Origin of the sequence: Rhizobium sp. AAP116 (assembly GCF_001295785.1) — a bacterium.
Lineage (GTDB): Bacteria > Pseudomonadota > Alphaproteobacteria > Rhizobiales > Rhizobiaceae > Allorhizobium.
Map to the genome: position 1 here is coordinate 96,555 of NZ_LJIB01000016.1, position 23,730 is coordinate 120,284.

A 23,730-nucleotide genomic window follows, 5' to 3' on the forward strand; every position below is an offset into this window, starting at 1 on the left:
CGCTCAGAATATGCCGGGAACCAGCCGCTTGGTGCGGGCGCAATAGGCGTCGTATTCGGCGCCGAAGGTGTCCCGCATCATCGCCTCCTCGCGTGACTGACGGACGGCATAGAGGGCAAAGACGGCGACCAGTCCGGCAAGGCCTGCAATCCAGTTGGGAATGAGCAGCGCCTGGGTCACGCCCCAGAGCAGGAAGGAGGCATACATCGGGTGACGCACATAGGCGTAGACACCGCCGGTGACCAGCTGGTGTCCTTCGCGCACTTCTAGCGTCACCGACCAGTTCTTGCCGAGATCCTTGTGGCTGCGGCGGAAGAGCCATAGAAAGGCGATCCCGGAGAGCGTCCCGAGGACAAGGGTCACACCCCCCTGCCCGCGATCGGCCAGCCCTCCAAGGACCTCCAGCCGCCAGAGAACCGGCATCACAACCAGCCCGAACGTGCAGAAGACGAGCAATGAAATGTCGAGCGGCGTGCGCTTGTCGACCGCCGTCTTCTGCCGCCGCGCCCGACGCATAGCCGGATAACGCATGCCGCACCAGGTCACCAGCATCAGGGCCCAGAGGATGAAGGAAATGCGGATCATGAAGTCGCCTCTACCGTCTTGCCTGCCTCTGCCGATAGCGGCAGCCTATCGCCTCTTACGGCTTCGATCGGCCGGGTGCCACAGCAGATCATGAAGAAATCGTAGAAATACCGGCGGCTATTGGCCGAGATAAACTGATAGTGAACGCGGAAGAAGTTCTTCTTCACGCGCCGATAGGTCTCCCGCTCGAGCATGTCGCGAATGCGCACCTGGAACTGCCGCGGGAACTGATCAGCCCGCTGATGTTTGAGACCAGCCCGGGCGTAAGGATCGCATTTGTAGAAGTTGATGATGTCGGTCAGCGCCTGGAACTCTGTCCAGCGGATGCCGGGATGACGGGCAAGCACCTCAAGTCGCGCACGTGCCCGAGATGCTGCCGGGTGCAGCGCAACCTTGAGCGATGTCGAGCCGACGGTGACCAGCTGGAAGTCGACGGGCCTGCCCTCAGCCACCAGCCTCTCGGCCAGTTGGTGAGCGACATCGAGGATGAGAGCGCCGCCCGTCGAATGCCCGACAAGCAGGACTTCGTCATAGGCCGATTGCGCAATGCGCTGCGAAATCAACGCGGCCCAGGTATCGATCCGCTGATCCATGCTGGGGCGCCGGCAATGGAGGTGCTCGCGGCTGCACGACCAGAGATCCATGAGATGATAGACGAAATAGCGGCGGCCGACATAACGCCCGAGAGCATAGATGACAGCAAGGCCGGCAAGTCCCGGCAGAAGCGGGTCACCGGGAAGCCCGATCCAGTCCACGAGACGGTAAGCGATCGTCCCGAACCAGACGAACAGCCCCAGCATGACGAGGGGATAGAGGAAATAGAGTGCGAAGCGCCAGTTGGTGGCAAAGAAGCGGAACATCGTTCCAGAGACGACATAGTCGATGAACGCAATGAGATAGGCAAAGAGCCGCGAGATGAACGGTCTGGCCCCATCATGCTTGACGATATCGTCGAAACTCAAAAAAGTGATCTCGGATCGGCAGGCACCGTCGGGCCCGCGATAATCGGCCACGGCAGTCATTGCCATGGTGCCGGTCGCTTCGACCGGTACCCCCAGCTTGGCTTCGACCGACCAGCACTTGCAGAAGCGCTCCATTTCGCGACCGATGCGCCGAAAGAAGCCTGCAGCATCGTTGCGTTCATATCCTCCGACGAGAAAGACGGCACGTCTCGACACCGAAGGCTGAGCGACCTCAGACATTCCTACTCCTACGCACTGCTCGAAACCTAGAGCAAGGCTCAAGGATCTTCGTTGACCCGCAATGTGCAAGAAGGCTCCGACACAGTCCAGCCAAAGTCACAAGCACTTCCGGAAATACTGACATTTCCTGTGTCTTGTTTGCGACAGACCTGGGACCTGCCGATCGAGCCACCCGGAGGCAGCCCGCCAACGACCCATCGCAAATCGCCCTAGCTCGCAAGAACCACTCTCGACAGGATCATCTCCCAGCTATCGGCATCCGGTGCACTGAGAATGCCACCGGTCGTTTGCCCGGGCAGATAGGGCGAGCCGTCAAACCTCCTCGTCACGCCACCGGCTTCCTCATGCAGAAGAACGCCAGCAAGATGATCCCACGGCATCAGCTTGTGGTGCCCGATGAAGTGAACCTTGCCGGTTGCGACAAGCCAGTATTCGTAGGCCGAGCAGTTATAGGCGAAGGCCATCCTGGTTTGCGCCAGATTGCCGGCGATACGCCGACGCTCTTCCTCGCCGATGTCATTGATCGATATCGTGCCCACCATCATCGAAAGTTCCGTCGCCGCGGCAACCCGGATCGCGGCCACAGTGCCGTCGGCCCTCAGCCAGCGCGCGCCCGCACCCTTGCTCGCGACCAGCGTGTCAGCGAGCACGCAGTCATGGATCAATGCCGCGATCGTCTCGCCCCTTTTGACCACGGCAAGGTTAGTCCCGAAGACCGGCAAACCAGCCTGAAAATTGAAGGTCCCGTCCACGGGGTCGATGACAAACGCCAGGTCTGCATCGGGCAGAGCGGATACGAGCGCCGGATTGCTTTCACAGGCCTCCTCTCCGACGACCAGCGCCTCCGGCCATCGCTTCAGAAGCTCTGCCGTGAGATAGGCCTCGGTCTTGAGATCCGCATCGGTTACAAGATCGATCGAGGACTTCTTTTCGACGATATCGGGCGCATCGAAGCGGCGGAACCTCGGAAGGATCTCCCTCTGCCCGGCCGTCCTGACAAGGTCGAGGATATCGAAGAGATCACTGTCGCGAAAAGTCATGCACTTGGTCCGTCTTGCACTGCCTAGACGCCAGGATGACAGACATACGTCGAGCTCTCGCGGATCGCCACTTGGCATTCCTTGGAGCCCTTGCATGAAGATCTGTCTTGGGGTCTTGAGGTTGAAGGTGGTCGTTCTTAGCCGTCCGTCTGTGACGGCGTCATGACAGCGAGCCCGGCAAAATCGAAGAGCTTCGGGTCGAGCAGATGCGAGGGATCGACATGGGCAAGCGCGCGCAGCATCGCATCCTTGCGACCGGGCATCTTCGCTTCGATACCAGCCAGCATCTCCTTCATCGCATTGCGCTGCAGACCGTCCTGCGATCCGCAGAGGTCGCAAGGGATGATCGGGAATTCCATGGCCTGCGCAAAACGCGCCATGTCCTCTTCCGCGGCATAAGCCAGCGGACGCAGGACGAAGAGATCCTTCTCGTCGTTCAACAGCTTGGCCGGCATGGCCGAGAGGCGGCCACCATGGAAGAAGTTCATGAAGAAGGTTTCGAGAATGTCCTCGCGGTGATGGCCGAGCACCAGCGCATCGCAGCCCTCTTCGCGGGCGATCCGGTAGAGGTTGCCGCGACGCAGCCGCGAACAGAGCGAGCAATAGGTGCCGCCGCTGGGGACCTTCTCCTTCACGATCGAATAGGTATCGCGATACTCGATGCGATGTTTCACACCGATTGAGGCTAGATATTCGGGCAGGACATGCTTCGGAAAATTCGGCTGCCCCTGGTCGAGATTGCAGGCGACCAGTTCGACCGGCAGCAAGCCACGCCATTGCAGATCGAGCAGGATCGCCAGCAGGCCGTAGCTGTCCTTGCCTCCCGACAGACCGACCAGCCACCGCTTCTGACCTTTGAGCATGTCGAAGTCAGACATTGCCTGGCGCACCTGGCGGATCAGCCGCTTGCGCAGCTTGTTGAACGAGACCGAGCGCGGTGCCCTAGTGAAGACCGGATGCACCGTCGAGAGATCAAGCTCATCCTCGCCTTCACCCTCGAGCAAGGCGGCATTCTGACTGTCGATCATGTTGACGAGGTTCATCTTCGGCTCCGGCCTCGGCGGCTGTTCGGCTCTCCAATGCCCTTTGCGACCGGCAAGATCAAGTCCCGAAGACGGACCAGCCCGTGCGGGTGGCGAGCATTTCAAGCGCTGCCGAGCCGAGCGCCGAATTGCCAACCTTGTTCAGCCCGGGCGACCAGACGGCGATCGACGCCTTGCCCGGAGCGACGGCAAGGATGCCACCGCCGACGCCCGACTTGCCCGGCAGACCGACATGATAGGCGAAATCGCCCGAGCCGTCGTAATGGCCGCACATCAGCATCAACGCGTTGATGCGGCGCGCCCGCTTCGGCGAGACGACAGAAAAGCCACTCAGCGGATTGGTGCCCCTGTTGGCCAGAAACAGGCCGGCATGGGAAAGCTGAACGCAGGACAGCGCCAGCGCGCATTGATGGAAATAGACCCCGAGCGTGTGCTCGACCGGATGCTGCAGATTGCCGAAGCCGCGCATGAAATTGGCGAGCGCAAAATTGCGGTAACCGGTGCGCTGCTCCGACTGGGCCACCTTCTCGTCGATCGACAGTGTCTCGTCATCGGCGAGATAGCGCATGAAGCGCAGATACTCGCCGATGGCCTCGCGCGGTGCATGGCCCGCAAGCACCATGTCGGTGACGACGATCGCACCGGCATTGATGAAGGGATTGCGCGGGATGCCATGCTCGTGTTCGAGCTGGACGATGGAATTGAAGGAGGAGCCGGACGGCTCGCGACCCACCCGCTTCCAGATCGATTCGCCGGCCTTGCCGAGCGCCAGCGTCAACATGAAGACCTTGGAAATGCTCTGGATCGAAAAGGCCGTGTCGGCATGGCCGGCCTTGTAGGTCTGCCCGTCAACGGTGGTGATCGCCATGCCGAACTGCTTCGGATCGACACGCGCGAGCTCGGGAATGTAGTCGGCCACCTTGCCCTCGCCAAGGCGCGGTTCGAGCGCACTGACAATCTCGTCGGCGATCAGCTGCAGATCCATGTCGTTCCCCTTACCCGCGTTCGTACCCCGTCATCTTTCCCGGTGAACGCTGCACTGCAAACAGAAAAAGCCGCCCCGAAGGGCGGCTTTCCACAAATCCGTCTCGCGAGCAATTAGCGCGAGTAGAATTCGACGACCAGGTTCGGCTCCATGATGACCGCATACGGAACATCCGAAAGGCCAGGAACGCGAACGAAGGTGGCAACCATCTTGTTGTGGTCGACTTCGATGTAGTCAGGAACGTCACGCTCAGCGAGCGATACCGATTCCAGAACCGTGACCATCTGCTTCGACTTCTGGCGAACTTCGATGACGTCGCCGGCCTTGCAGCGGTACGAACCGATGTTGACGCGAACGCCGTTGACGGTGACGTGGCCGTGGTTGACGAACTGGCGGGCAGCAAAGACCGTCGGTACGAACTTGGCGCGGTAGACGATGGCGTCCAGACGCGACTCGAGCAGGCCGATCAGGTTTTCGCCGGTGTCACCCTTGCGACGGTTGGCTTCGTCGTAGGTGGCGCGGAACTGCTTCTCGCGGATATCGCCGTAGTAGCCCTTGAGCTTCTGCTTGGCGCGCAGCTGAACGCCGAAGTCGGAAAGCTTGCCCTTGCGGCGCTGGCCGTGCTGGCCCGGGCCGTATTCGCGGCGGTTCACCGGGGACTTCGGACGGCCCCAGATGTTTTCGCCCATACGACGGTCAATTTTGTACTTGGAAGATGCGCGCTTGCTCATCCGTATTTCCTCTCAACAGGTTACAGCGGTTTGTTACCAAGCCGCTTAAGGAAACACGCCCTCCTCTGAGCCTCCGTTTCCGAGGCTCCGACAGGATTCTCACGTCAGCGAACGGAGAAAACCACGGGACATGTCAAAACAAACACCGGGCGTTTCGGCCCGGCGTTGGGGCGTCATTAGTGGGGTGCGTGAGAAATGTCAACACGTTATCAGGAGCGTGTGTGACGAAAGAGTGACTGCAGCATTGGCCCATTCTATGGCGGAAAACCGGGCGATAGCGCCTGCAAAGGCTGACAGAGGCAGAGAAGTTCGCTATCCCCCATACCATCCTCCATGAAAGAAGTCTCTTCCTCGATGATGACAGACCTGTCCCGCCGTATCCTGCTCGCCCTCGCTGTAACGCTCTCGATGTGTGCGCCGGCAGCGGCCGAAGCCCAGAAACCCGGTCATGCCCATATCCTGATCGACGCTGGCACCGGTGCGATCCTCGAGGCTGAGAATGCCGATATGGTTCTCTATCCGGCATCGCTGACGAAGATGATGACGCTCTATCTGACCTTCGAGGCTTTGCATTCCGGACGATTGAAGTGGGCCGAGCGCCTCGTGATGTCCGAGAATGCAAACGGCAAGGAGCCGTACAAGTTCGCAGTCGGAGCCGGCAACACGATCAGCGTGCAGGAAGCGGTCATGGGCATGGTCGTACTGTCGACCAATGACGCAGCGACGGCCGTCGCCGAAACGCTTGCAGGTTCCGAGGAAGCCTTCGGACAGATGATGACATCGAAAGCCCGTGAACTGGGAATGACCAGCACCGTCTTTACCAATCCCTCGGGCCTGCCCGACACCCGCCAGGTGACGACCGCCACCGACATGGCGCGTCTTGGTCTGGCACTGCTGCGGGACTTCCCCGAAGAGTACAAGCTGTTCGCCTCGCGCGGCATGACCTTCCGCAGCATGAAATTTCGCGGTCACAACGCCTTCCTGGTGCAGTACCCGGGCGCCGAAGGGATCAAGACCGGCTTCACCAATGCCTCGGGCTACAACATCGTGACATCGGCAAGCCAGGGTGACCGCCGCCTGATCGGCGTGGTTCTGGGTGCTGACAGCGCCAATGCTCGCACGCAGGAAATGATCACGCTGTTCGACCGTCACTTCGGAACCAAAGCCAGCCAGTGACGACAGGAAGCCCCAAGAAAGCCATTGCCATGACCGACACCGTTCTCGACCGCTTCCTCCGCTATGTCGTCATCGACACCCAGTCCGATCCGGCCTCCGACAGCCAGCCCTCGACGGAGAAGCAGAAGGATCTCGGGCGCGTTTTGGTCACCGAACTCCTGGCGCTTGGTCTCACCGACGCCCATCTCGACGAACACGGCAATGTCTATGCGACGATCCCGTCCAACACGGCCAGGGACGTGCCTGTCATCTGCTTCTGCAGCCACATGGACACGGCGCCCGACTTCACGGGCACGAACGTCAAGCCGCAGCTGGTGCGCAACTACCAGGGCGGCGACATCACGCTGACCGGCGACACCAGCCAGGTGATCCGTGTCGCCTCCCATCCGCAGTTGAAGAACCAGATCGGCAACGACATCGTCACCACCGACGGCACGACGCTGCTCGGCGCGGACGACAAGGCAGGTGTGGCCGAGATCATGACGGCAGCCGCTCATCTCATGGCCAACCCCGACATCAGGCACGGCACGATCAAGATCCTCTTCACGACGGACGAGGAAATCGGTCGCGGCGCCGACAAGGTCGACCTTGAAAAGCTCGGCGCCCGCTTCGCCTATACGCTCGATGGCTCGACGGTCGGCGAGATCGAAAACGAGACCTTTTCCGCCGATGGTGTCGTGATCGAGATCACCGGCGTCGCCATGCATCCAGGCTATGCCAAGGGCAAGATGGAGAACGCGATCAAAGCCGCAAGCGACATCGTCGCCCGCCTGCCGCGTGACATCGCACCGGAGACCACCGACGGACGCCAGGGCTTCATCCACCCGGTCGACATCTCCGGCAGCATGGAAAGCGCCAGACTGCAGCTCATTGTCAGAGATTTCACTGAAGTCGGCCTGAAAGAGAAGGAAGAGCTGCTGGAGAAGATCACCCAGGAGGTCATGGCAACCTATCCGGGCTCGAACCACACGCTCACGGTCAGGCACCAGTATCGCAACATGCGGCAAGTCCTCGACCGCCATCCGGAGATCATGGACAATCTCGAGGAAGCCGTGCGCCGCGTCGGACTGGAACCCGTCCGCCACAGCATTCGTGGCGGCACCGACGGCTCGCGCCTCTCCTTCATGGGCCTGCCCTGCCCCAACATCTACACCGGCGGCCACGCCTATCACTCACCGCTCGAATGGGTGAGCGTTCAGGACATGGAAAAGGCGGTGGAGACGATTGTCGCTCTCGTCCGAGTCTGGGAAGAGCGGGCGGCCTAAGCCGCCCGGTAAAGAGCCGCCAGGCTCTCACTCGGCAGCCGATGGCGTCCGCTCCTCGGCATCCACCTGGTTCGGATCGCCGGGCTGCGTCTCGGCTTCGAGATCAGGGAAGGCGACGATGCGCTTGCCGGAAAAGTCGGTGTGCACGACGACCAGCCCCTGCTCCTCGAAATAGCCGAGAAGACGCCGGGCACGGCGCGCCGAGTGGGTGCCGTAGGCTCTCGCAATGCGTTGGTCCGAGGGGCACTCCTCATTGCGAAGCGCCGCCTTGGCAAGCAGCAGGAACACGCCCTGCAAATCGTCGGAAACGCGGACGGACAGCGACAGCGCCGTCTGCCAGCCCTCGCTCGCCGCTGTCTCCTCGTCCACACCGGCACGGGCGATTGCGACACGACGGCGGAATTCTCCCATCGGCATGGGCGGGCCGGACACGCGGCGCATGCGGGCGCGCACCAGGAACTCCTGGTAGAGCACGCTGTCGGTCCGATAGGCCGCCTGCGGATCGCCGAGGATTTCGGAAAGGACGGCGGATAGCCGGTCCTCACGCTCCTCGGCTGACATTTCCGCGCCGCGGCTGGGCGTCTCACTGGAGGAGGGAGCCAGTGAAGCCGGCGTCGAGCGGGAGAGTTCGGCCAGAATATCCGTCGTCGGACGCGGCGCCGGTGGTGCACGGCGGACGATCGGTCGTGTGAACTCTTCCGGGTCCGGCGTGAAGATCAGGTCTTCGACATCCGGCAGTGCATCCGGCAGTGGCATCAGCATGGGCGACGACGAACGCGCCGACGTTTCGACCGCCCCAATGACGATCGGCAGCGGGCGACGCGACATGGCAGGACCAAGCGCCACGAAATTGCCGCGCTGCAGGTCGCGGAACATCTCCGCCTGGCGACGGTCCATGCCGAGCAGGTCGGCTGCACGCGCCATGTCGATATCGAGGAAGGTTCGACCCATCAGGAAGTTGGAGGCTTCGGCCGCGACGTTCTTCGCAAGTTTTGCCAGACGCTGCGTCGCGATCACGCCCGCAAGTCCACGCTTACGGCCACGGCACATCAGGTTGGTCATCGCGCCGAGCGACATCTTGCGCGCGTCTTCGGAGACATCGCCGCCGACGGCAGGCGCAAACATCTGCGCTTCGTCGACGACGACCAGCACCGGATACCAGAATTCGCGATCGGCATCGAAGAGACCGTTCAGGAAGGCGCCGGCGGCGCGCATCTGCTGCTCGACATCGAGACCTTCCAGCGTCAGCACGCAGGAAACACGGTGGCGGCGGATGCGGTCGGCAATGCCGGCAAGCTCTGCTTCAGTGCGCTCGCCGTCGACGACCACATGGCCATACTTGTCGGAAAGCGTGACGAAATCACCCTCGGGGTCGATGATCACCTGCTGCACCCACTGGGCAGACTGCTCCAACAGGCGGCGCAGCAGATGCGACTTGCCCGAGCCCGAATTGCCCTGCACCAAAAGGCGCGTGGCGAGAAGCTCCTCGATATCGAGCTTGGCAGGCTGTCCCCCCTGCACCGTTCCCATATCGATTCCGACCTTCAATGACGGCATCCTCAAATCATGTGTTGATCTCAAGTCCCTAACAGACTTGGACGCTTGCGTGTGGGGCGCATCCGCGAAACCCACAGGGAACTGCGCGTTCTCAGGCGCCCCGGCGCGGACGCAACAGTCCGGCAAGCAGAATGCTGAGTAGCAGTGCCGGCAGCAACGTGGCAAGCCCGCTACGCAGATCGAGCACCTCGGCGACGAAACCGATCATCGGCGGCCCAACCAGGAAGCCGAGAAGCGCAATGAAGCTCAAGATCGCAACATTCTCGGCCGCCGGACGGTCGCCGAGATCGGCGGCCGCCGTGACCGCGAGCGGGAACCCGACTGAGACGCCGAGCCCGACGCAGGCGAGCCCCAGATATACCAGCGGCGTGACCGGCGCCATGACGACCAGCACCATGCCGGAAAGCGCGAATACGAGGCAGACCCGCGCAAGCATGACCGAACCGAACCGCTCCTTTGCACCATCACCGACAAATCGCCCGACCGAGACCATCAGGGCGAAGACGACGTAACCCATGCCGGTTGCCATGCCGGACGTCGCGAACACATCCTTGAGATAGACCGCCGACCAGTCGGCCACCGCTCCTTCCGTCATCGTGATGCCAAAGACGAAGAGACTGATGCCGAGAATACCGGGGCTTGGGCGCCGCCACGACGAGCGAGGCTGCGCTTCGGTCACGGGAGCCTCGTGGACTGGCAGTGCGCGACAAACCATCACTGAAATCGGGACCAGCACGAGCGACAGCAGACCGATCGCCACGAAGGGCGATGTCTGAAACGCAAGGAAACCGGCACCGACGAGGCTACCCATCATGATGCCGAGGCTCCAGAAACCGTGGCAACGGTTCATGATCGATGCCGTGCCTCGCTTTTCGATCACATCCGCCTCGACATTGAGCCCGAGTTCGATCGTCGAAAGGCCGATCCCGAGAAGCACGAGCAGGAAGAACAGCGAGGCGAGACCGGGGGCAGCCACAGGCAGCGGCACGAGCGCCAGAAACACCGGAAACCCGAAGATCAGCGTGTTGCGGCTACCAACACGCCCAACCAATTGCCCGGCAAAGGGCAGCATCAGCAGTATGCCCGTAGGCAGTCCGAGCAATGCCATGGCGAGTTCGGCAGGGCCGAGCGACAGCCGCTCCTGAACGCCGGGGATCTGCGGCAGCCAGCTGCCAAAGGCAATCGGCTGCAAGAAGAAGGCTACCATGATGGTGAGTTTGGGGGACATCAACGAACCGGAGGGAGGTATGGCAGGGAATCACGTGGATCCCAACTGTCAGCGAGCGGCACCGGTTTGGAAAGAAGACCACTGCGTCGACTGGTCTTCTTGCCGGCAAAAAAGGAATAACGGCTCAGTCGCCTGAACCGTTCTTCCTTGCCTCAGACACGGAAATCCCAGAGGACGAGGCTTCTCGGTCTCCTCCACGCCTCGTCCTCTTCCGGGAGCCCGATGTCGCGCCGCAGCTGGGGCGACAGATGAGACGCCAGATTGCGGATCTGCCGCCGCCTCCAGCTCGCCCCGACCAGAGCGGCCAACAGCCGCCAGGAGCCGAAACGCTCAAGAAGTTCGCCCATCCGCTCGGCCAGCGGCAATTCAACTATGGATTGATTTTTGTGCATGACTTGTCCGTCCCGGAAACGCGGATGCGCCCAGGTCCTTTCGATGATGAAAAGCGACGTGATGCAGGCACGCGAACGCATTCACACGCGCAGGCGGCAAGTCACGTCAGATGGTGGAAAAACGCCGAAAAAGGCAGGGAAAATGACTGATCAGACAGTCATCGGGTGTAGCGGCAGGTCGCAGAAAATCCCACGAAAGCCGGTGACACCGATCCGCCAGAGAGGCGCATACGCATGAAAAATTGAGTCATCTGTCGCCTCCTGTTGTTTGTGTTGCGGATGCTGGGAACATGCCACGCCAAAAAGCGCGCCGCAAGCGCGCAATTCGAGATTGCAGAACTTGCGGCGAGCCGTTGCACTTATGCAACAAATTGTCGCAGGGCGTCCGTCGACTTTAAACCTCGACGGCGCGGGAAACGAGGAGCTTGTCGATCCGGCGGCCATCGAGGTCAATCACCTCGAAACGCCAGTCGCCCTTGACGAAACTCTCGCCGAGTTCGGGGATCCGCTTCAATTCGTCCAGTACGAAGCCGGCAACGGTCGTGTAGTCCGGATCCGGATCGATCGGCACACGGATGATGTCGATGAACTCGTCGACGGGGGTCCAGCCGGCCACCAGATAGGAGCCGTCCTCGCGCTGCACCATCGCCTGCTCTTCCGTCTCGTCCTGACTGAAGGCACCGGTAATGGCTTCGAGAATGTCGCCAGAGGTGATGATGCCTTCGAAATGGCCGTATTCGTCATAGACGAGGACCATATGCAGAGCGGTACGGCGCAGGGATTCGATGATGTCGGACGCCTTTGCCAGATCAGAGACCACGGGCACTTCGCTGATGAGGTCTGGAAGATTGAGCGCGCCGCCTTCGGCTATCTGCTCGTAAAGTTTCCTGGTGAAGAGCACGCCGACAATCTCGTCGGAATCGCCACTGCGCACCGGGATGCGCGAATGGGGGATCTCGCGCAGTTTCAGGCGGACTTCCTCCACCGTGTCCCCGATATCGAGGATCTGCACGTCGCGACGCGGCGTCATCAGGCCACGTGCCTGCCGATCGGCGAGCCGCATGACGCCAGAGAGCATGGCGGATTCACTGGTTTCGATGACACCGGCGCTGTGGGCCTCGGCCAACACTGTACGGATTTCCTCATCCGTCACCTTGCCACCTCCAGCACCACTCTGTCCGAGAAGGGCAAGCACAAGCTTGCCCGACCCGTCCAGCAGCCAGACGAGCGGCGCAGCAACCCTCGAGAGGACCGACATCGCGATGGCGACACGTGCAGCAACACCTTCGGCGTTGCGCAGTGCGACCTGTTTCGGGACCAGTTCGCCGACGATCAGCGACAGATAGGTGATGAGAACGACCACCGTACCGACGCCGAGCGCGTCGGAGACGACAATTGAAAACCCCTGCAACTGCAGCCAGCTGGAAAGCCGCGCACCGAGCGTGGCGCCCGAGAAAGCGCCGGACAGGACGCCGACGAGCGTGATGCCGATCTGCACGGTGGACAGAAAACGACCGGGGTCACTCTGAAGCTTGAGCGCCGTTTCGGCTCCCCGGCTGCCCTGTTCCGCAAGCACCTTGAGGCGCGCAGGACGGGCAGAAACGACCGCAAGCTCCGACATGGCGAGAACGCCGTTGAGCACGGTCAGAAAGAGAACAATCGCAATTTCGGTAAACAACTAAGGGGCTAAGCTCCTCTACACCGGCTGAGCGTCCGGCAACGCCTCATAGGTAACACGGCGCACCTCAGGTCCCAAAGGGAGATCAGCGGAAAAATGGCGTGTCGAGCGGCTTCACGGCCAATCCCATGCCCTGCATCAGGCGTCTGGTGGCGAAATCCTGGCTACCGGACGTAAAGACCGCAAAATCGAAATTATCGGGATGCTCGGCCCCGTCGACGAGCGGGACAAGCCGCCGCGCCTGACGCGCGATCGCTTCCGCCGGATCGAGCCAGTCCACCGGCCAGGGCGCAAGCCTGCGAAAGACATTGGCGAGGAAGGGATAATGGGTGCAGGCGAGCACCACGATGTCTGTCCGCAAGCCTTCCTTGTCGACGAAACACGGCGCGATTTCTGCCAGAACATCCGCATCATCGAGGGTTTCGCCACGGATATAAGCTTCCGCCATGCGGGCGAGGTTTTCGGAGCCGACGAGGCGCACATGGCATTGTGAGGCAAAAGACTGAATCAGATCGCGGGTATAGGCCCGCTTGACAGTGCCCGGCGTCGCCAGAACCGAGACAAGCCCGGATCGCGTGCGTTCCGCAGCAGGCTTGATCGCCGGCACCGTACCGATGAAGCGCATGTCAGGGAAGCGATGCCTGAGATCGGCGCCGGCAAGCGTGAAGGCCGTATTGCAGGCGACAATTACGGCGTCTGGATCGTAGCGGTCGAAAAGCTCTTCGAACAGCAGGGCAATACGAGCCTTGAGTGGCTCTTCCTCCCAGCCACCATAGGGAAAGCCGGCATCGTCGGCGACATAGATGAAGCCACGTTCCGGCATCAGCAGCCGCGCTTCGCGCAAGACGGTGAGACCGCCAATCCCGGAATCGAAGACCAGGATCGGCTTGAGATCAGGCGTCCCGGTTGTCGTCATGCTGAGCCTCAGCCTCGCTCTCGCTCTTTCCCGCAGGCGGCCTCTGGCCCGGTCGTGCAAAACGGTCGAGCGAACTGATGACACCGCGGACCACATGGATCTCCGGACCGGTGAAAGCACGTCTGCTGAACACGGCTCGCAGGTTCTCGATCATCCTGGCCTTTTTGTGGACCGGATGGAAGTAGTTGCGCGCATCGAGCGCTTCTTCCAGATGTTCGAACAGGCCGATGACCTGCTCCTTGGTCGCTGGCGGCTGTTCCGGCGCGTCAAAGGGCACCCCATGCACATCCTCCATGCCGGATTTCATCCACTCGTAGGACATGAGCAGAACGGCCTGGGCGATGTTCAGCGAGGCGAAGGCAGGATTGACGGGAAAGGTGACGATCTCGTCGGCAAGCGCCACTTCCTCGTTAGACAGGCCGGACTTTTCCCGGCCGAAGAGGATGCCGGTCTTTTCACCGGTGCGGAACTTGGCTCGGAGCGTCTCCGCCGCCGTTACCGGTGAGCGGACAGGCTTGAAGCCGTCGCGGTAGCGCGCAGTCGTCGCGTAGACGAAGTTGAGGTCTGCGATAGCCTCCTCAAGCGTGTCATAGACGACAGTGCCATCGATGACATGATCGGCCTTGGAGGCAGCAGCACGGGCCTTATCGGACGGCCAACCGTCACGCGGATTGACGAGACGCAGCTCAACCAGGCCAAAATTGGCCATGGCGCGCGCCACCATGCCGATGTTTTCGCCGAGTTGCGGCTCCACCAGAATGATTGCCGGCCCCTCGGCCAGCAGAACGCGCTCGCTGTTCGTCCCTGCCATTACGTTTCCCTCAAAGATATTTTGCGCCCCCCTTGGCACAAAATGCCCCGCAGGCAAAGAGGAGGGCCTACTCTTTGGGCCAAGATCCCGTCAGCCGGAAATCGAGATAGGCCTTGGTCATGGCAGCGAATTCCGCCTTGACCGAGCTTTCGAGCGCACCCTCGCGGTCGCTATCGCTCCACAGGTTGTCGATCACGTAGCGACCGTCTTCCTCGACGACATGGAAAACCGTCTGTGGCCGAGAGGGATCAGGCGCATGGCCGAAGCAGGAGACGGCATCGAAATAGACGTCGACGGGGGTAACCCCATCCCGCTCCGCCCGGGCCTCGATGCGGACATCCTTCAATTCGCAACTGTCCTGGCCGCCAATGACCACGTCATAGCCGAGCATGTAGCCGCTGCCATCCTGCAACGCGTCCGTCTTCTCGGCGAGAAGATAGACGTCGACAAAGCTTGCGCTGTAGATCGTGGCGAGCAGGCGATCATCGAAATAGCCGGACGCCTCCACCTTGGGCGCATCCTTGTCTTTCCATCCGGCGATGCTCATCACGATCCGCACCGGTTCGAGCGGATCGGCTGCCAGGACCGTCTTTGCCGGAATTAAGCCCACCATTGCGGCAACGGCGGTGAGGCCGACGGAGCGGAGGCGGTTCACAGGCCACCCTGCCGCTTCAGGTCCTGCTTGATCGAACTGCCGGACTGCCCGTTCTCGACGGGATAGATGTCGTCGATGACAGGGCGACCGCCCTCCTCGACAACGTGAAAGATCAAGACGGTATCCGGAGCATCGCCGCCACCAAAACAGGAGCGGTTGTCGAACAGGGCGGTTACCTGCCCGTCGCCGTCGTCCTCGATCCTGATGTCTTCGAAGGGACATCCATCCTGTCCCTGCGCGATCGGGTCATAGTCGAAGGGGAAGCCCGTAGTCTCTCCTTCGGGAATGTCATAGGGAGGATTCTTCGAAGCCGCCTCGAAGGCCGATGCGAAGTCCTCGCTGAACACGCGAGACAGCCGGTCCTTCGAAAAGACGTCCTCTTCCTGGCCAGTGGTGCCCTCGGCCCAATTCCGGGCGGTCGCCTCCACCACTTCGCGAACAGGCGTCGTGACATCCGCTGCCATGGCAGTGCCCGACGACAGCATCAGCAGCAATACGATCCAGGTGCTCTTCATGAAAACTCTCCCGAGGCTCTCTCTGCCGCCGTTCTAACTGAAAGCGTGCGCGCCATAAGGACCAAGTTTGGGACGAAAACGCACGCCAAAAGTCTGAACGAGATTTTCCCCGAAGGCGGCCTCTGCTGTTTGCCTTGTAACGAGAGAATGTTATAGGCAGGCCATCGGCAGAGCGCCCTCCCCGCGCCTGCGCGTCAGGCAAAAACTCGTGAGGATATTCATGACCAAGATCAAGGTAGCCAACCCGGTCGTCGATCTCGACGGCGATGAGATGACCCGCATCATCTGGCAGTTCATCAAGGACAAGCTGATCCTGCCCTACCTGGATCTCGACATTGAATACTACGACCTGTCCGTCGAGAACCGCGACGCCACCAACGACCAGGTGACCATCGACGCCGCCCACGCCATCAAGAAGCACGGCGTCGGCATCAAGTGCGCAACGATCACCCCGGATGAGCAGCGCGTCAAGGAATTCAACCTCAAGGAAATGTGGAAGAGCCCGAACGGCACCATCCGCAACATCCTGGGCGGCGTCATTTTCCGCGAGCCGATCATCTGCAAGAACGTGCCTCGCCTCGTTCCCGGCTGGACCAAGCCGATCGTCGTCGGCCGTCACGCCTTCGGCGACCAGTACAAGGCGACCGACTTCAAGTTCCCCGGCAAGGGCAAGCTGACCATCAAGTTCGTCGGTGAAGACGGCGAAGTGATCGAGAAGGAAGTCTACAACGCACCGGGCGCCGGCGTTGCCATGGCGATGTACAACCTCGACGAATCGATCCGCGAATTCGCTCGCGCCTCGATGATGTACGGCCTGATGCGCAAGTGGCCGGTCTACCTGTCGACCAAGAACACGATCCTCAAGGCCTATGATGGTCGCTTCAAGGACATCTTCGAAGAAGTCTACCAGGCCGAGTTCAAGGCGAAGTTCGAGGAAATCGGCATCGTTTACGAACACCGCCTGATCGACGACATGGTCGCCTCGGCTCTGAAGTGGTCTGGCGGTTACGTCTGGGCCTGCAAGAACTACGACGGTGACGTGCAGTCGGATACGGTTGCGCAGGGCTTCGGCTCGCTCGGCCTGATGACCTCGGTTCTGCTGTCACCCGATGGCCGCACGGTCGAAGCCGAAGCTGCGCACGGTACGGTTACCCGCCACTACCGCCAGCACCAGAAGGGTCAGGAAACCTCGACCAACTCGATCGCCTCGATCTTCGCCTGGACGCGTGGCCTCGCCCACCGCGCCAAGCTGGACGACAACACCGAGCTGGCCAACTTCGCCACGACGCTGGAAAAGGTCTGCATCGACACGGTTGAGGCTGGCTTCATGACCAAGGACCTGGCCCTGCTCATCGGTCCGGACCAGCCGTGGCTCTCCACGACAGCCTTCCTCGACAAGGTTGACGAGAACCTGAAGAAGGCCATGGCCGCCTGATCGGCAGCCAAGGTTTGAACATTCGGAACCCGGTCACGGCAACGTGGCCGGGTTTTCCAATTCTGGATCAGCAAGATCCTCGCCCTGATCGACCTCGTCGAAGCGCTTGCGGATTTCCGCACCGAGCCTGCGGCCGGTCATGTGATAGCCCGAAAGCGGGAGCGCATAGGTCTCCAGCCGCTCGGGTTCATCCTCGTCAAGATGGTCGATATCGATCACCCAGCGCCCTTCGACGCGCCGCTGCGCCAGTTCGACCATGGATGCCCAGGCGATCCGCCGATCGGTGCGATAGTCGATCAGCTCTTCGTTATTGAGCTCGACAAGGGGCCGCATCGACCCTGCCATCCCTTGCCAGCCCCTTCGAAGACCGAAGAGTGAAAGCGCCACGAGCGCGAGATAGACCAGCACCATGGGACTGGCCCAGCCGCTCCCGAGCAGGCTGGCCAGCAATCCGCCGAAGGCCACGGACATGACGATTGCGGATGTCGCCGCCCAGAGGACGGCAAAGCCCCGGCGCGGATAGACGATCAGGGTGGGATATGTTGTCTCGGTCTTCATCAACGATCACCATAGGCAAGATTCGCGACGGCGAACAGAACCGGTTTGGCAGCAGCTGTCGGTCAGCGTTCGCTGGGAGCCGCTAGCGCAGCGCACCGACACTATCCCTTTGGCCATGTTGTCAAAAGTCGGGACTCAGCGTCCAATAGAATGACAGGTGTGGCGGGAGGGGCCGGCCACGCCCCCATCCGGCAAGCGCGACCACCATGACTGACGTCATCCTGCCCAAAACCATCAGCGTATTTCGCGAAGGCTACGGCCTTGGCCGCCTCAAGGCGGATGCGCTGGCAGGATTGACCGTTGCCATCGTGGCCCTGCCGCTTTCCATGGCCATTGCGATCGCCTCCGGCGTGACGCCGGACCGTGGGCTTTATACTGCGATCATCGGTGGTTTCCTCGTCTCGCTTCTGGGCGGCAGCCGCCACCAGATCGGCGGACCGGCCGGTGCCTTTATCGTTCTGGTCAGCACAACTGTTGCCACCCACGGAATCGACGGCCTGCTGCTCGCAACCGCCATGGCCGGACTGATGCTGATCGCCTGCGGCCTGCTGAGGCTCGGCGACTACATCAAGTTCATCCCCTATCCGGTGACCGTCGGCTTTACGGCCGGCATTGCCGTGATCATCTTCGCAAGCCAGATCGGCGAACTGCTGGGCCTGACATTCCCCGGTGGCGAACCCGGCCCTCTGGCCGACAAACTCGAAGCGATTGTCGCCGCCCTTCCGGCCTTCTCCCCCTCAGCCGCAGCAATCGCGGCTCTCACCATTGCCATCATCCTTGTCCTGCGCCGGGTCCGGCCAACATGGCCGGGCCTATTGATTGCGGTCGTCGTCGCCTCGCTCGCCGCTGCACTGCTGCAGTTGCCGGTCGCCACGATCGGCTCGAAGTTCGGTGGCATTCCGTCCGGCCTGCCTCTGCCTTCCCTACCGACCATCACGCCCGAACTGGCGATCGCCGTTCTCCCCGATGCCATCGCCTTTGCGCTTCTCGGCGCGATCGAGTCGCTCCTTTCCGCAGTCGTTGCAGACGGCATGACCGGACGGCGCCATCGATCGAACACGGAATTGCTGGCGCAGGGCGTTGCCAATATTGGCTCGGCGCTCTTCGGCGGCATCTGCGTAACTGGCACGATCGCGCGCACCGCAACCAATGTGCGGGCCGGCGCCACGAGCCCCGTCTCCGGCATGTTGCATGCAGCCTTCCTGCTTGCCTTCATGCTGATCGCCGCCCCGCTTGCCGCCTATATCCCGCTGGCAGCACTCGCGGGCGTGCTCGCCGTCGTATCCTGGAACATGGTGGAGAAATCGGCGATTGCGGCCCTCGTGCGCTCCTCGCGCGGCGAAGCACTCATCCTCGCCGTCACCTTCCTGCTCGTCGTCTTCCGCGACCTGACCGAAGGCATCGTGGTCGGCTTTTCGCTGGCCGCGCTGCAGTTCATCCACCACATGTCGAAGAACATTCGCGTGACCGCCGAAGGGCCGGAAAAACCGCTGGACGCAACGGACACGGCGACGGTCACCTATCGCCTGGACGGCGCCTTCTTCTTTGGCGCAGTGGCAGCGGCCGGCGCCGTGCTCGATCGCATCGGCGACGACCATCGCAACCTTGTCCTCGACTGCACCGGGATCCGCTTCGTCGACACCTCAGGTGTCAATCTACTGGCGAGCGTGATCCGCAAGGCCATCCGCCACGGCGTCGAGGTTTATGTTGTCACGGAACGCAGCGAGTTGAAGACGATGCTGCATCATCAGGAAATCCCGGAAACGGGCGTCCACTTCGTGAAAACACTCGCAGAAGCACGCGAAACCCTCGCCAATGGCCCGGCGCAAGGTCACGACTGAACCGATCAGGCTGCAGACCTTGATTCGGCGGAAGCCGCTTCGGGGGAAGTTTCCGTCGCCTGGGAATCGTGCTGGCTCTCCGCAGGACAGTCCAAGCCGCCCCAGGTCACCCGGTTGCGCCCCGCCTTCTTCGAAACGTAGAGCGCCTTGTCGGCAAGCGCCAGGGCACGGGGAAAATCGAGCGGCCCGGAGGGCAGCGACGCCGCACCGATGCTGACGGTTATCGTCGGTAGCAGAACCTCATGGTGGGCGATCATGCTGCTGACATGGATACGCAGAACATCCAAGAGATCCGGCTGACGCAGCACGACACTGGCCGGCAGATAGACACCGAATTCTTCGCCACCCAGACGCCCGACGATGCCAGCCTCGGGAACCTCACGTGTTAAGAGGCGGCCGAGTTGCATCAGAACCGTATCGCCTGCGGCGTGGCCGTAAGTATCGTTGACCTGCTTGAAATGATCCGCATCAACAACTGCGAGCACCGCACCTGGCGCTGAACCGCCCATATCGGCACGCGCCCGGGTGATGGCGTCGATAAACGCCCGTCTGTTGCGCAAGAGGGTCAGAGCATCGGTTTCGGAGGCGATCTTGTATCGGCGTGTGGCCCGTTCATGCACCATGGCAAAGATAGCCAATGCGGCAACCAGCCCCTGGAGGAAGAAGCCAAATGTCATGGCGCCATACCAGAATGGCGCATGCCCGGCGACGAGCTGCACCGGCTCGACGAACTGCATCGGGATACGGATGAGATAGGCGGCCCCATGCGTTCCAAAGGCGATGAGCGCGAGCATGCGAGCGGGAAGAGGTTCGCGACGCTGCCCCCGAAACAGGACCGGCATGATCAGGAACGAATAGCCCGAATAGAGGACGGAGGCGACGAAAATGCGGACGCCCAAGTCTGCGACAAATGTCGGCACGGCAAAAAGCGACAGCCAGACGATACCGCCCGCCGCCGCAACCAAACCAGCTCCCTTTCTGGTTTCGCCCTCGAAGGCAAGGCAGCCGAGCCAGATCAGGCCAAGACTGAAAATCCCAAGCCCATTGCCGAGACCAAGCGCGATGAACGGCGGGGCCAGGTCGCGAAGGCTGACCAGAATCATGCCGAGCGCACCGGCCGAGAAACCCAGCGCCCAGAAACCCAGGGCTCGGTTGTCCCGCTCATGGGTCCAGAGCAGGGTCAGAAAGCCCGACACCATGATCAGCGTTCCCGCCAGGCAAACGGTAAGCGTCGGAATGTGGAAAACTTGGGCCAAGTCGCGAACCTCAAAGAGGACTTTGGCTTAGCACGCAAGGCTGAAGGAAATTGAAAAGTAATTGGTAAATCCCGATAATCTCAAACGAAAAAGGCCGGGCAAAGCCCGGCCTCGATCATCCCGTAAATGCAATCAGATCAGGCAAGTGCTGCCTCCACTGCAGCAATCGCTGCCTCGGCCTCCGAACCATCCGGACCACCGGCCTGGGCCATATCGGGACGTCCGCCGCCGCCCTTGCCGCCGAGCGCGGCAGAGGCCACGCGCACCAGATCGACGGCGCTGAAACGGTCGGTCAGGTCAGGCGTGACGGAGACCACGGCGCTCGCCTTGCCATCTTCGGCAACTGCGATCAGGACGACGACAGCGGTCGCGAGATCGGCCTTCGCCTCATCAGCCATGCCCTTTAGATCCTTGGCGTCGATGCCAGCCAGGATGCGGCCGATGAAATTGATGCCGTTCACCTGCTTCGGTGCCTCGGCACCGCCCGATGCGCCGCCACCCATGGCGAGCTTGCGCTTGGCATCCGCAAGCTCCTTCTCGAGCTTGCGGCGCTCGTCGACGAGGGCCTCGACACGGGCGACGACGTCAGTCGGCTGAACCTTGAGCGTCGAAGCGAGCGTCTTAACTCGCTCGTCCTGCTCGGCGAGATAGGCGCGCGCCGCCTCACCCGTCAGCGCTTCGATGCGGCGCACACCGGCACCCACGGCGCTTTCGCCGACCAGACGAACCAGCCCGATATCGCCGGTCGCCGACACATGCGTGCCGCCGCAAAGTTCGGTTGAGTAGGACTTGCCGGCCTTCTCGCCACGCAGCGCCGTTCCCATCGATACGACGCGAACCTCGTCGCCATACTTTTCACCGAACAGCGCCATGGCGCCCTCGGCAATCGCATCGTCAACCGCCATCAGGCGGGTGGTGACCGGTGCATTCTGGATGATGATCTCGTTTGCCATCTCCTCGACCACCTTCAGCTCGTCGGCCGAGATCGGCTTCGGATGCGAGATGTCGAAACGCAGGCGCTCGGGTGCAACGAGCGAACCCTTCTGGGCGACATGCGTGCCGAGCACTTCGCGCAGTGCCTCATGCAGAAGGTGGGTAGCGGAATGGTTCGAGCGCAACCGCGAGCGACGGGCATGATCGACGTTCAGCTGGACCGCGCCGCCGGCCTTGACCACGCCGTTCTGGACGGTCGCGACATGCACGAAGACGCCCTCGCCCTTCTTCTGCGTGTCGCTGACGGCAAGCGAAAAGCCTTCGCCGACGATCTCGCCGGTATCGCCCATCTGGCCACCGGACTCCCCGTAGAACGGCGTCTGATTGACGACGATCTGCACCTCGTCACCGGCGCTCGCCTGCTCGATGACCTTGCCATCCTTGACGACGGCCAGGACCTGGCCTTCGGCGGTCTCCGAGCTGTAACCCAAGAATTCGGTTGCGCCGAACTTTTCCTTGAGCTCGAACCAGACGGTCTCCTGGGCCTTGTCACCGGAGCCCGCCCAGCTGGCACGGGCTTCGGCCTTCTGGCGCTGCATGGCATCGTTGAAGCCGGTGAGGTCAACGCCGATACCGCGGCCGCGCAGCGCGTCCTGGGTCAGGTCGAGCGGGAAGCCATAGGTGTCGTAGAGCTTGAAGGCAGTCTCGCCGTCGAGGCTGTCGCCCTTGTCGAGGGTAGCCGTCGCATCGGACAGCAGCGTCAGGCCGCGCTCCAGGGTCTTGCGGAAGCGGGTTTCCTCCAGCTTGAGCGTCTCGGAGATCAACGCCTCGGCGCGCACCAGTTCCGGATAGGCGCGGCCCATCTGCTGCACGAGGACCGGCAGCAGCTTGTAGATGACCGGATCTTTCGCGCCGAGCAGCTGCGCGTGACGCATCGCACGGCGCATGATGCGGCGAAGCACGTAGCCACGACCTTCATTTGAAGGAAGCACGCCGTCAGCGATCAGGAAGGCGGACGAGCGCAAGTGGTCGGCGATGACGCGGTGGCTCGCGCGACGCTCGCCTTCGGCCTTCACACCGGTGAGATCAACGGAGGCGTCGATCAATGCGCGGAACAGGTCGATGTCGTAGTTGTCGTGTTTGCCCTGCAGGAGTGCCGCAACGCGCTCGAGACCCATGCCGGTGTCGATCGACGGCCGCGGCAGGTCGATGCGCTCTTCCTTCGTCACCTGCTCATACTGCATGAAGACGAGGTTCCAGATTTCGATGAACCGGTCGCCGTCTTCTTCCGGCGAGCCCGGAGGGCCACCCCAGATGTGGTCGCCATGATCGTAGAAGATTTCCGAGCAGGGGCCGCAGGGGCCGGTATCACCCATCGCCCAGAAATTGTCGCTGGTCGGGATGCGGATGATCTTGTCGTCCGAGAGGCCGGCAATCTTCTTCCAGAGGCCATGGGCCTCATCATCCGTATGGTAGACGGTGACCAGCAGACGGTTGCGGTCAATGCCGAATTCCTTGGTGATCAGGTTCCAGGCAAGCTCGATGGCACGTTCCTTGAAATAGTCGCCAAAGGAGAAATTGCCGAGCATTTCGAAGAAGGTGTGGTGGCGCGCGGTATAGCCGACATTGTCCAGGTCGTTGTGCTTGCCGCCGGCGCGAACACATTTCTGCGCGGTCGCAGCCGTCGAGTAGGGGCGCTGCTCAAGACCCGTGAAGACGTTCTTGAACTGCACCATGCCGGCATTGGTGAACATCAGCGTCGGGTCGTTGCGCGGCACCAGCGGGCTGGAGGAAACGACCTCGTGACCGTTCGTCTTGAAGTAATCGAGAAAAGTCGACCGGATGTCGTTTACACCGCTCATGTCACGCCCTTCATTCAGGCCGGGAAGCCGGCCAATTTGCAAAATCAATGGCTTTTATCGCCCGGC

General features: G+C 61.7%; 21 protein-coding genes. 5 read left to right on the plus strand and 16 right to left on the minus strand.

All coding sequences use genetic code 11. From position 1 onward, the window contains the following. Window positions 1-3: 3 nt before the first annotated feature. From IP85_RS11200 to rpsD, 6 genes are all read right to left on the minus strand, one after another. Window positions 4-585: a protein-S-isoprenylcysteine O-methyltransferase gene (locus IP85_RS11200; protein ID WP_054149760.1), complete on the minus strand. Its 582-nt coding sequence runs from the start codon at window positions 583-585 to the stop codon at window positions 4-6. Then, the gene (locus tag IP85_RS11205; protein ID WP_054149761.1) at window positions 582-1,787 is read right to left on the minus strand and encodes an alpha/beta hydrolase; all 1,206 of its coding nucleotides are present in this window, start codon (window positions 1,785-1,787) and stop codon (window positions 582-584) included. The genes IP85_RS11200 and IP85_RS11205 overlap by 4 nt, the downstream gene beginning before the upstream one ends. Before the next feature lie 209 nt (window positions 1,788-1,996). Next, window positions 1,997-2,827 carry an inositol monophosphatase gene (locus tag IP85_RS11210; protein ID WP_054149762.1) on the minus strand — a complete coding sequence of 277 codons (831 nt, stop codon included), beginning with the start codon at window positions 2,825-2,827 and terminating at the stop codon, window positions 1,997-1,999. A 137-nt stretch (window positions 2,828-2,964) separates the two neighbouring features. After that, the gene (gene ttcA / locus IP85_RS11215; RefSeq protein ID WP_082347656.1) at window positions 2,965-3,870 is read right to left on the minus strand and encodes a tRNA 2-thiocytidine(32) synthetase TtcA; all 906 of its coding nucleotides are present in this window, start codon (window positions 3,868-3,870) and stop codon (window positions 2,965-2,967) included. Between the two features lie 58 nt (window positions 3,871-3,928). After that, the gene (locus IP85_RS11220) at window positions 3,929-4,855 is read right to left on the minus strand and encodes a glutaminase (RefSeq protein ID WP_054149763.1); all 927 of its coding nucleotides are present in this window, start codon (window positions 4,853-4,855) and stop codon (window positions 3,929-3,931) included. Window positions 4,856-4,968: 113 nt separating this feature from the next. Beyond that, complete coding sequence (gene rpsD, locus IP85_RS11225) at window positions 4,969-5,586, minus strand: 30S ribosomal protein S4 (RefSeq protein ID WP_006726124.1); 618 nt, start codon at window positions 5,584-5,586, stop codon at window positions 4,969-4,971. Window positions 5,587-5,994: 408 nt separating this feature from the next. Between rpsD and IP85_RS11230 the strand changes: the two genes are divergently transcribed. Next, entirely contained in the window at window positions 5,995-6,762 is a 768-nt protein-coding gene (locus IP85_RS11230; RefSeq protein WP_348625559.1) for a D-alanyl-D-alanine carboxypeptidase family protein, read from the plus strand. Between the two features lie 29 nt (window positions 6,763-6,791). Then, a complete protein-coding gene (gene pepT / locus IP85_RS11235) occupies window positions 6,792-8,027 on the plus strand; it encodes a peptidase T (protein WP_054149765.1) in 1,236 nt (411 codons plus the stop codon). 27 nt (window positions 8,028-8,054) lie between these two features. Here the strand turns inward: pepT and IP85_RS11240 are convergent, their stop codons facing one another. Beyond that, the gene (locus tag IP85_RS11240; protein ID WP_054149766.1) at window positions 8,055-9,575 is read right to left on the minus strand and encodes an ATP-binding protein; all 1,521 of its coding nucleotides are present in this window, start codon (window positions 9,573-9,575) and stop codon (window positions 8,055-8,057) included. Between the two features lie 100 nt (window positions 9,576-9,675). Then, window positions 9,676-10,812: an MFS transporter gene (locus tag IP85_RS11245; RefSeq protein ID WP_054149767.1), complete on the minus strand. Its 1,137-nt coding sequence runs from the start codon at window positions 10,810-10,812 to the stop codon at window positions 9,676-9,678. Window positions 10,813-11,060: 248 nt separating this feature from the next. Between IP85_RS11245 and IP85_RS22185 the strand changes: the two genes are divergently transcribed. Continuing rightward, entirely contained in the window at window positions 11,061-11,354 is a 294-nt protein-coding gene (locus IP85_RS22185; RefSeq protein WP_156322849.1) for a hypothetical protein, read from the plus strand. A gap of 244 nt (window positions 11,355-11,598) precedes the next feature. Here IP85_RS22185 and IP85_RS11255 read toward each other — a convergent pair whose 3' ends face one another. From IP85_RS11255 to IP85_RS11275, 5 genes are all read right to left on the minus strand, one after another. Beyond that, the gene (locus IP85_RS11255; protein ID WP_082347657.1) at window positions 11,599-12,882 is read right to left on the minus strand and encodes a hemolysin family protein; all 1,284 of its coding nucleotides are present in this window, start codon (window positions 12,880-12,882) and stop codon (window positions 11,599-11,601) included. 85 nt (window positions 12,883-12,967) lie between these two features. Next, complete coding sequence (gene murI / locus IP85_RS11260; protein ID WP_054149769.1) at window positions 12,968-13,798, minus strand: glutamate racemase; 831 nt, start codon at window positions 13,796-13,798, stop codon at window positions 12,968-12,970. Next, a complete protein-coding gene (locus IP85_RS11265; RefSeq protein WP_054149770.1) occupies window positions 13,776-14,609 on the minus strand; it encodes an RNA methyltransferase in 834 nt (277 codons plus the stop codon). The genes murI and IP85_RS11265 overlap by 23 nt, the downstream gene beginning before the upstream one ends. Before the next feature lie 67 nt (window positions 14,610-14,676). Beyond that, window positions 14,677-15,264, minus strand: a complete 588-nt coding sequence (locus IP85_RS11270; protein WP_054149771.1) for a hypothetical protein — start codon at window positions 15,262-15,264, stop codon at window positions 14,677-14,679. Further along, window positions 15,261-15,779 carry a hypothetical protein gene (locus IP85_RS11275; protein ID WP_054149772.1) on the minus strand — a complete coding sequence of 173 codons (519 nt, stop codon included), beginning with the start codon at window positions 15,777-15,779 and terminating at the stop codon, window positions 15,261-15,263. The genes IP85_RS11270 and IP85_RS11275 overlap by 4 nt, the downstream gene beginning before the upstream one ends. Before the next feature lie 220 nt (window positions 15,780-15,999). On the opposite strand from IP85_RS11275, the gene IP85_RS11280 reads away from it, so the two are divergent. After that, entirely contained in the window at window positions 16,000-17,214 is a 1,215-nt protein-coding gene (locus IP85_RS11280) for an NADP-dependent isocitrate dehydrogenase (protein WP_054149773.1), read from the plus strand. Between the two features lie 33 nt (window positions 17,215-17,247). On the opposite strand, the gene IP85_RS11285 is transcribed toward IP85_RS11280, so the two are convergent. Further along, a complete protein-coding gene (locus IP85_RS11285) occupies window positions 17,248-17,772 on the minus strand; it encodes a hypothetical protein (RefSeq protein ID WP_054149774.1) in 525 nt (174 codons plus the stop codon). Window positions 17,773-17,978: 206 nt separating this feature from the next. Between IP85_RS11285 and IP85_RS11290 the strand changes: the two genes are divergently transcribed. Next, window positions 17,979-19,613 carry a SulP family inorganic anion transporter gene (locus tag IP85_RS11290; RefSeq protein ID WP_054149775.1) on the plus strand — a complete coding sequence of 545 codons (1,635 nt, stop codon included), beginning with the start codon at window positions 17,979-17,981 and terminating at the stop codon, window positions 19,611-19,613. Between the two features lie 5 nt (window positions 19,614-19,618). On the opposite strand, the gene IP85_RS11295 is transcribed toward IP85_RS11290, so the two are convergent. Further along, on the minus strand, window positions 19,619-20,869 hold the full coding sequence (locus IP85_RS11295; protein ID WP_245280853.1) for a GGDEF domain-containing protein: 1,251 nt from the start codon (window positions 20,867-20,869) through the stop codon (window positions 19,619-19,621). 137 nt (window positions 20,870-21,006) lie between these two features. Further along, window positions 21,007-23,664 (minus strand): alanine--tRNA ligase, encoded by a 2,658-nt coding sequence (alaS, locus tag IP85_RS11300; RefSeq protein WP_054149776.1) that lies wholly within the window; start codon window positions 23,662-23,664, stop codon window positions 21,007-21,009. Window positions 23,665-23,730 lie beyond the last annotated feature (66 nt).

What these genes read in the sequence shown, in the direction of transcription:
- rpsD (WP_006726124.1), bottom strand. Translation starts at nt 5,586, where the DNA reads ATGAGCAAGCGCGCATCTTCCAAGTACAAAATTGACCGTCGTATGGGC.
- IP85_RS11205 (WP_054149761.1), bottom strand. Translation starts at nt 1,787, where the DNA reads ATGTCTGAGGTCGCTCAGCCTTCGGTGTCGAGACGTGCCGTCTTTCTC.
- IP85_RS11200 (WP_054149760.1), bottom strand. Translation starts at nt 585, where the DNA reads ATGATCCGCATTTCCTTCATCCTCTGGGCCCTGATGCTGGTGACCTGG.
- ttcA (WP_082347656.1), bottom strand. Translation starts at nt 3,870, where the DNA reads ATGAACCTCGTCAACATGATCGACAGTCAGAATGCCGCCTTGCTCGAG.
- alaS (WP_054149776.1), bottom strand. Translation starts at nt 23,664, where the DNA reads ATGAGCGGTGTAAACGACATCCGGTCGACTTTTCTCGATTACTTCAAG.
- IP85_RS11265 (WP_054149770.1), bottom strand. Translation starts at nt 14,609, where the DNA reads ATGGCAGGGACGAACAGCGAGCGCGTTCTGCTGGCCGAGGGGCCGGCA.
- IP85_RS11220 (WP_054149763.1), bottom strand. Translation starts at nt 4,855, where the DNA reads ATGGATCTGCAGCTGATCGCCGACGAGATTGTCAGTGCGCTCGAACCG.
- IP85_RS11290 (WP_054149775.1), top strand. Translation starts at nt 17,979, where the DNA reads ATGACTGACGTCATCCTGCCCAAAACCATCAGCGTATTTCGCGAAGGC.
- IP85_RS11280 (WP_054149773.1), top strand. Translation starts at nt 16,000, where the DNA reads ATGACCAAGATCAAGGTAGCCAACCCGGTCGTCGATCTCGACGGCGAT.
- murI (WP_054149769.1), bottom strand. Translation starts at nt 13,798, where the DNA reads ATGACGACAACCGGGACGCCTGATCTCAAGCCGATCCTGGTCTTCGAT.
- pepT (WP_054149765.1), top strand. Translation starts at nt 6,792, where the DNA reads ATGACCGACACCGTTCTCGACCGCTTCCTCCGCTATGTCGTCATCGAC.
- IP85_RS11245 (WP_054149767.1), bottom strand. Translation starts at nt 10,812, where the DNA reads ATGTCCCCCAAACTCACCATCATGGTAGCCTTCTTCTTGCAGCCGATT.
- IP85_RS11275 (WP_054149772.1), bottom strand. Translation starts at nt 15,779, where the DNA reads ATGAAGAGCACCTGGATCGTATTGCTGCTGATGCTGTCGTCGGGCACT.
- IP85_RS11285 (WP_054149774.1), bottom strand. Translation starts at nt 17,772, where the DNA reads ATGAAGACCGAGACAACATATCCCACCCTGATCGTCTATCCGCGCCGG.
- IP85_RS11230 (WP_348625559.1), top strand. Translation starts at nt 5,995, where the DNA reads ATGTGTGCGCCGGCAGCGGCCGAAGCCCAGAAACCCGGTCATGCCCAT.
- IP85_RS22185 (WP_156322849.1), top strand. Translation starts at nt 11,061, where the DNA reads ATGAGACGCCAGATTGCGGATCTGCCGCCGCCTCCAGCTCGCCCCGAC.
- IP85_RS11210 (WP_054149762.1), bottom strand. Translation starts at nt 2,827, where the DNA reads ATGACTTTTCGCGACAGTGATCTCTTCGATATCCTCGACCTTGTCAGG.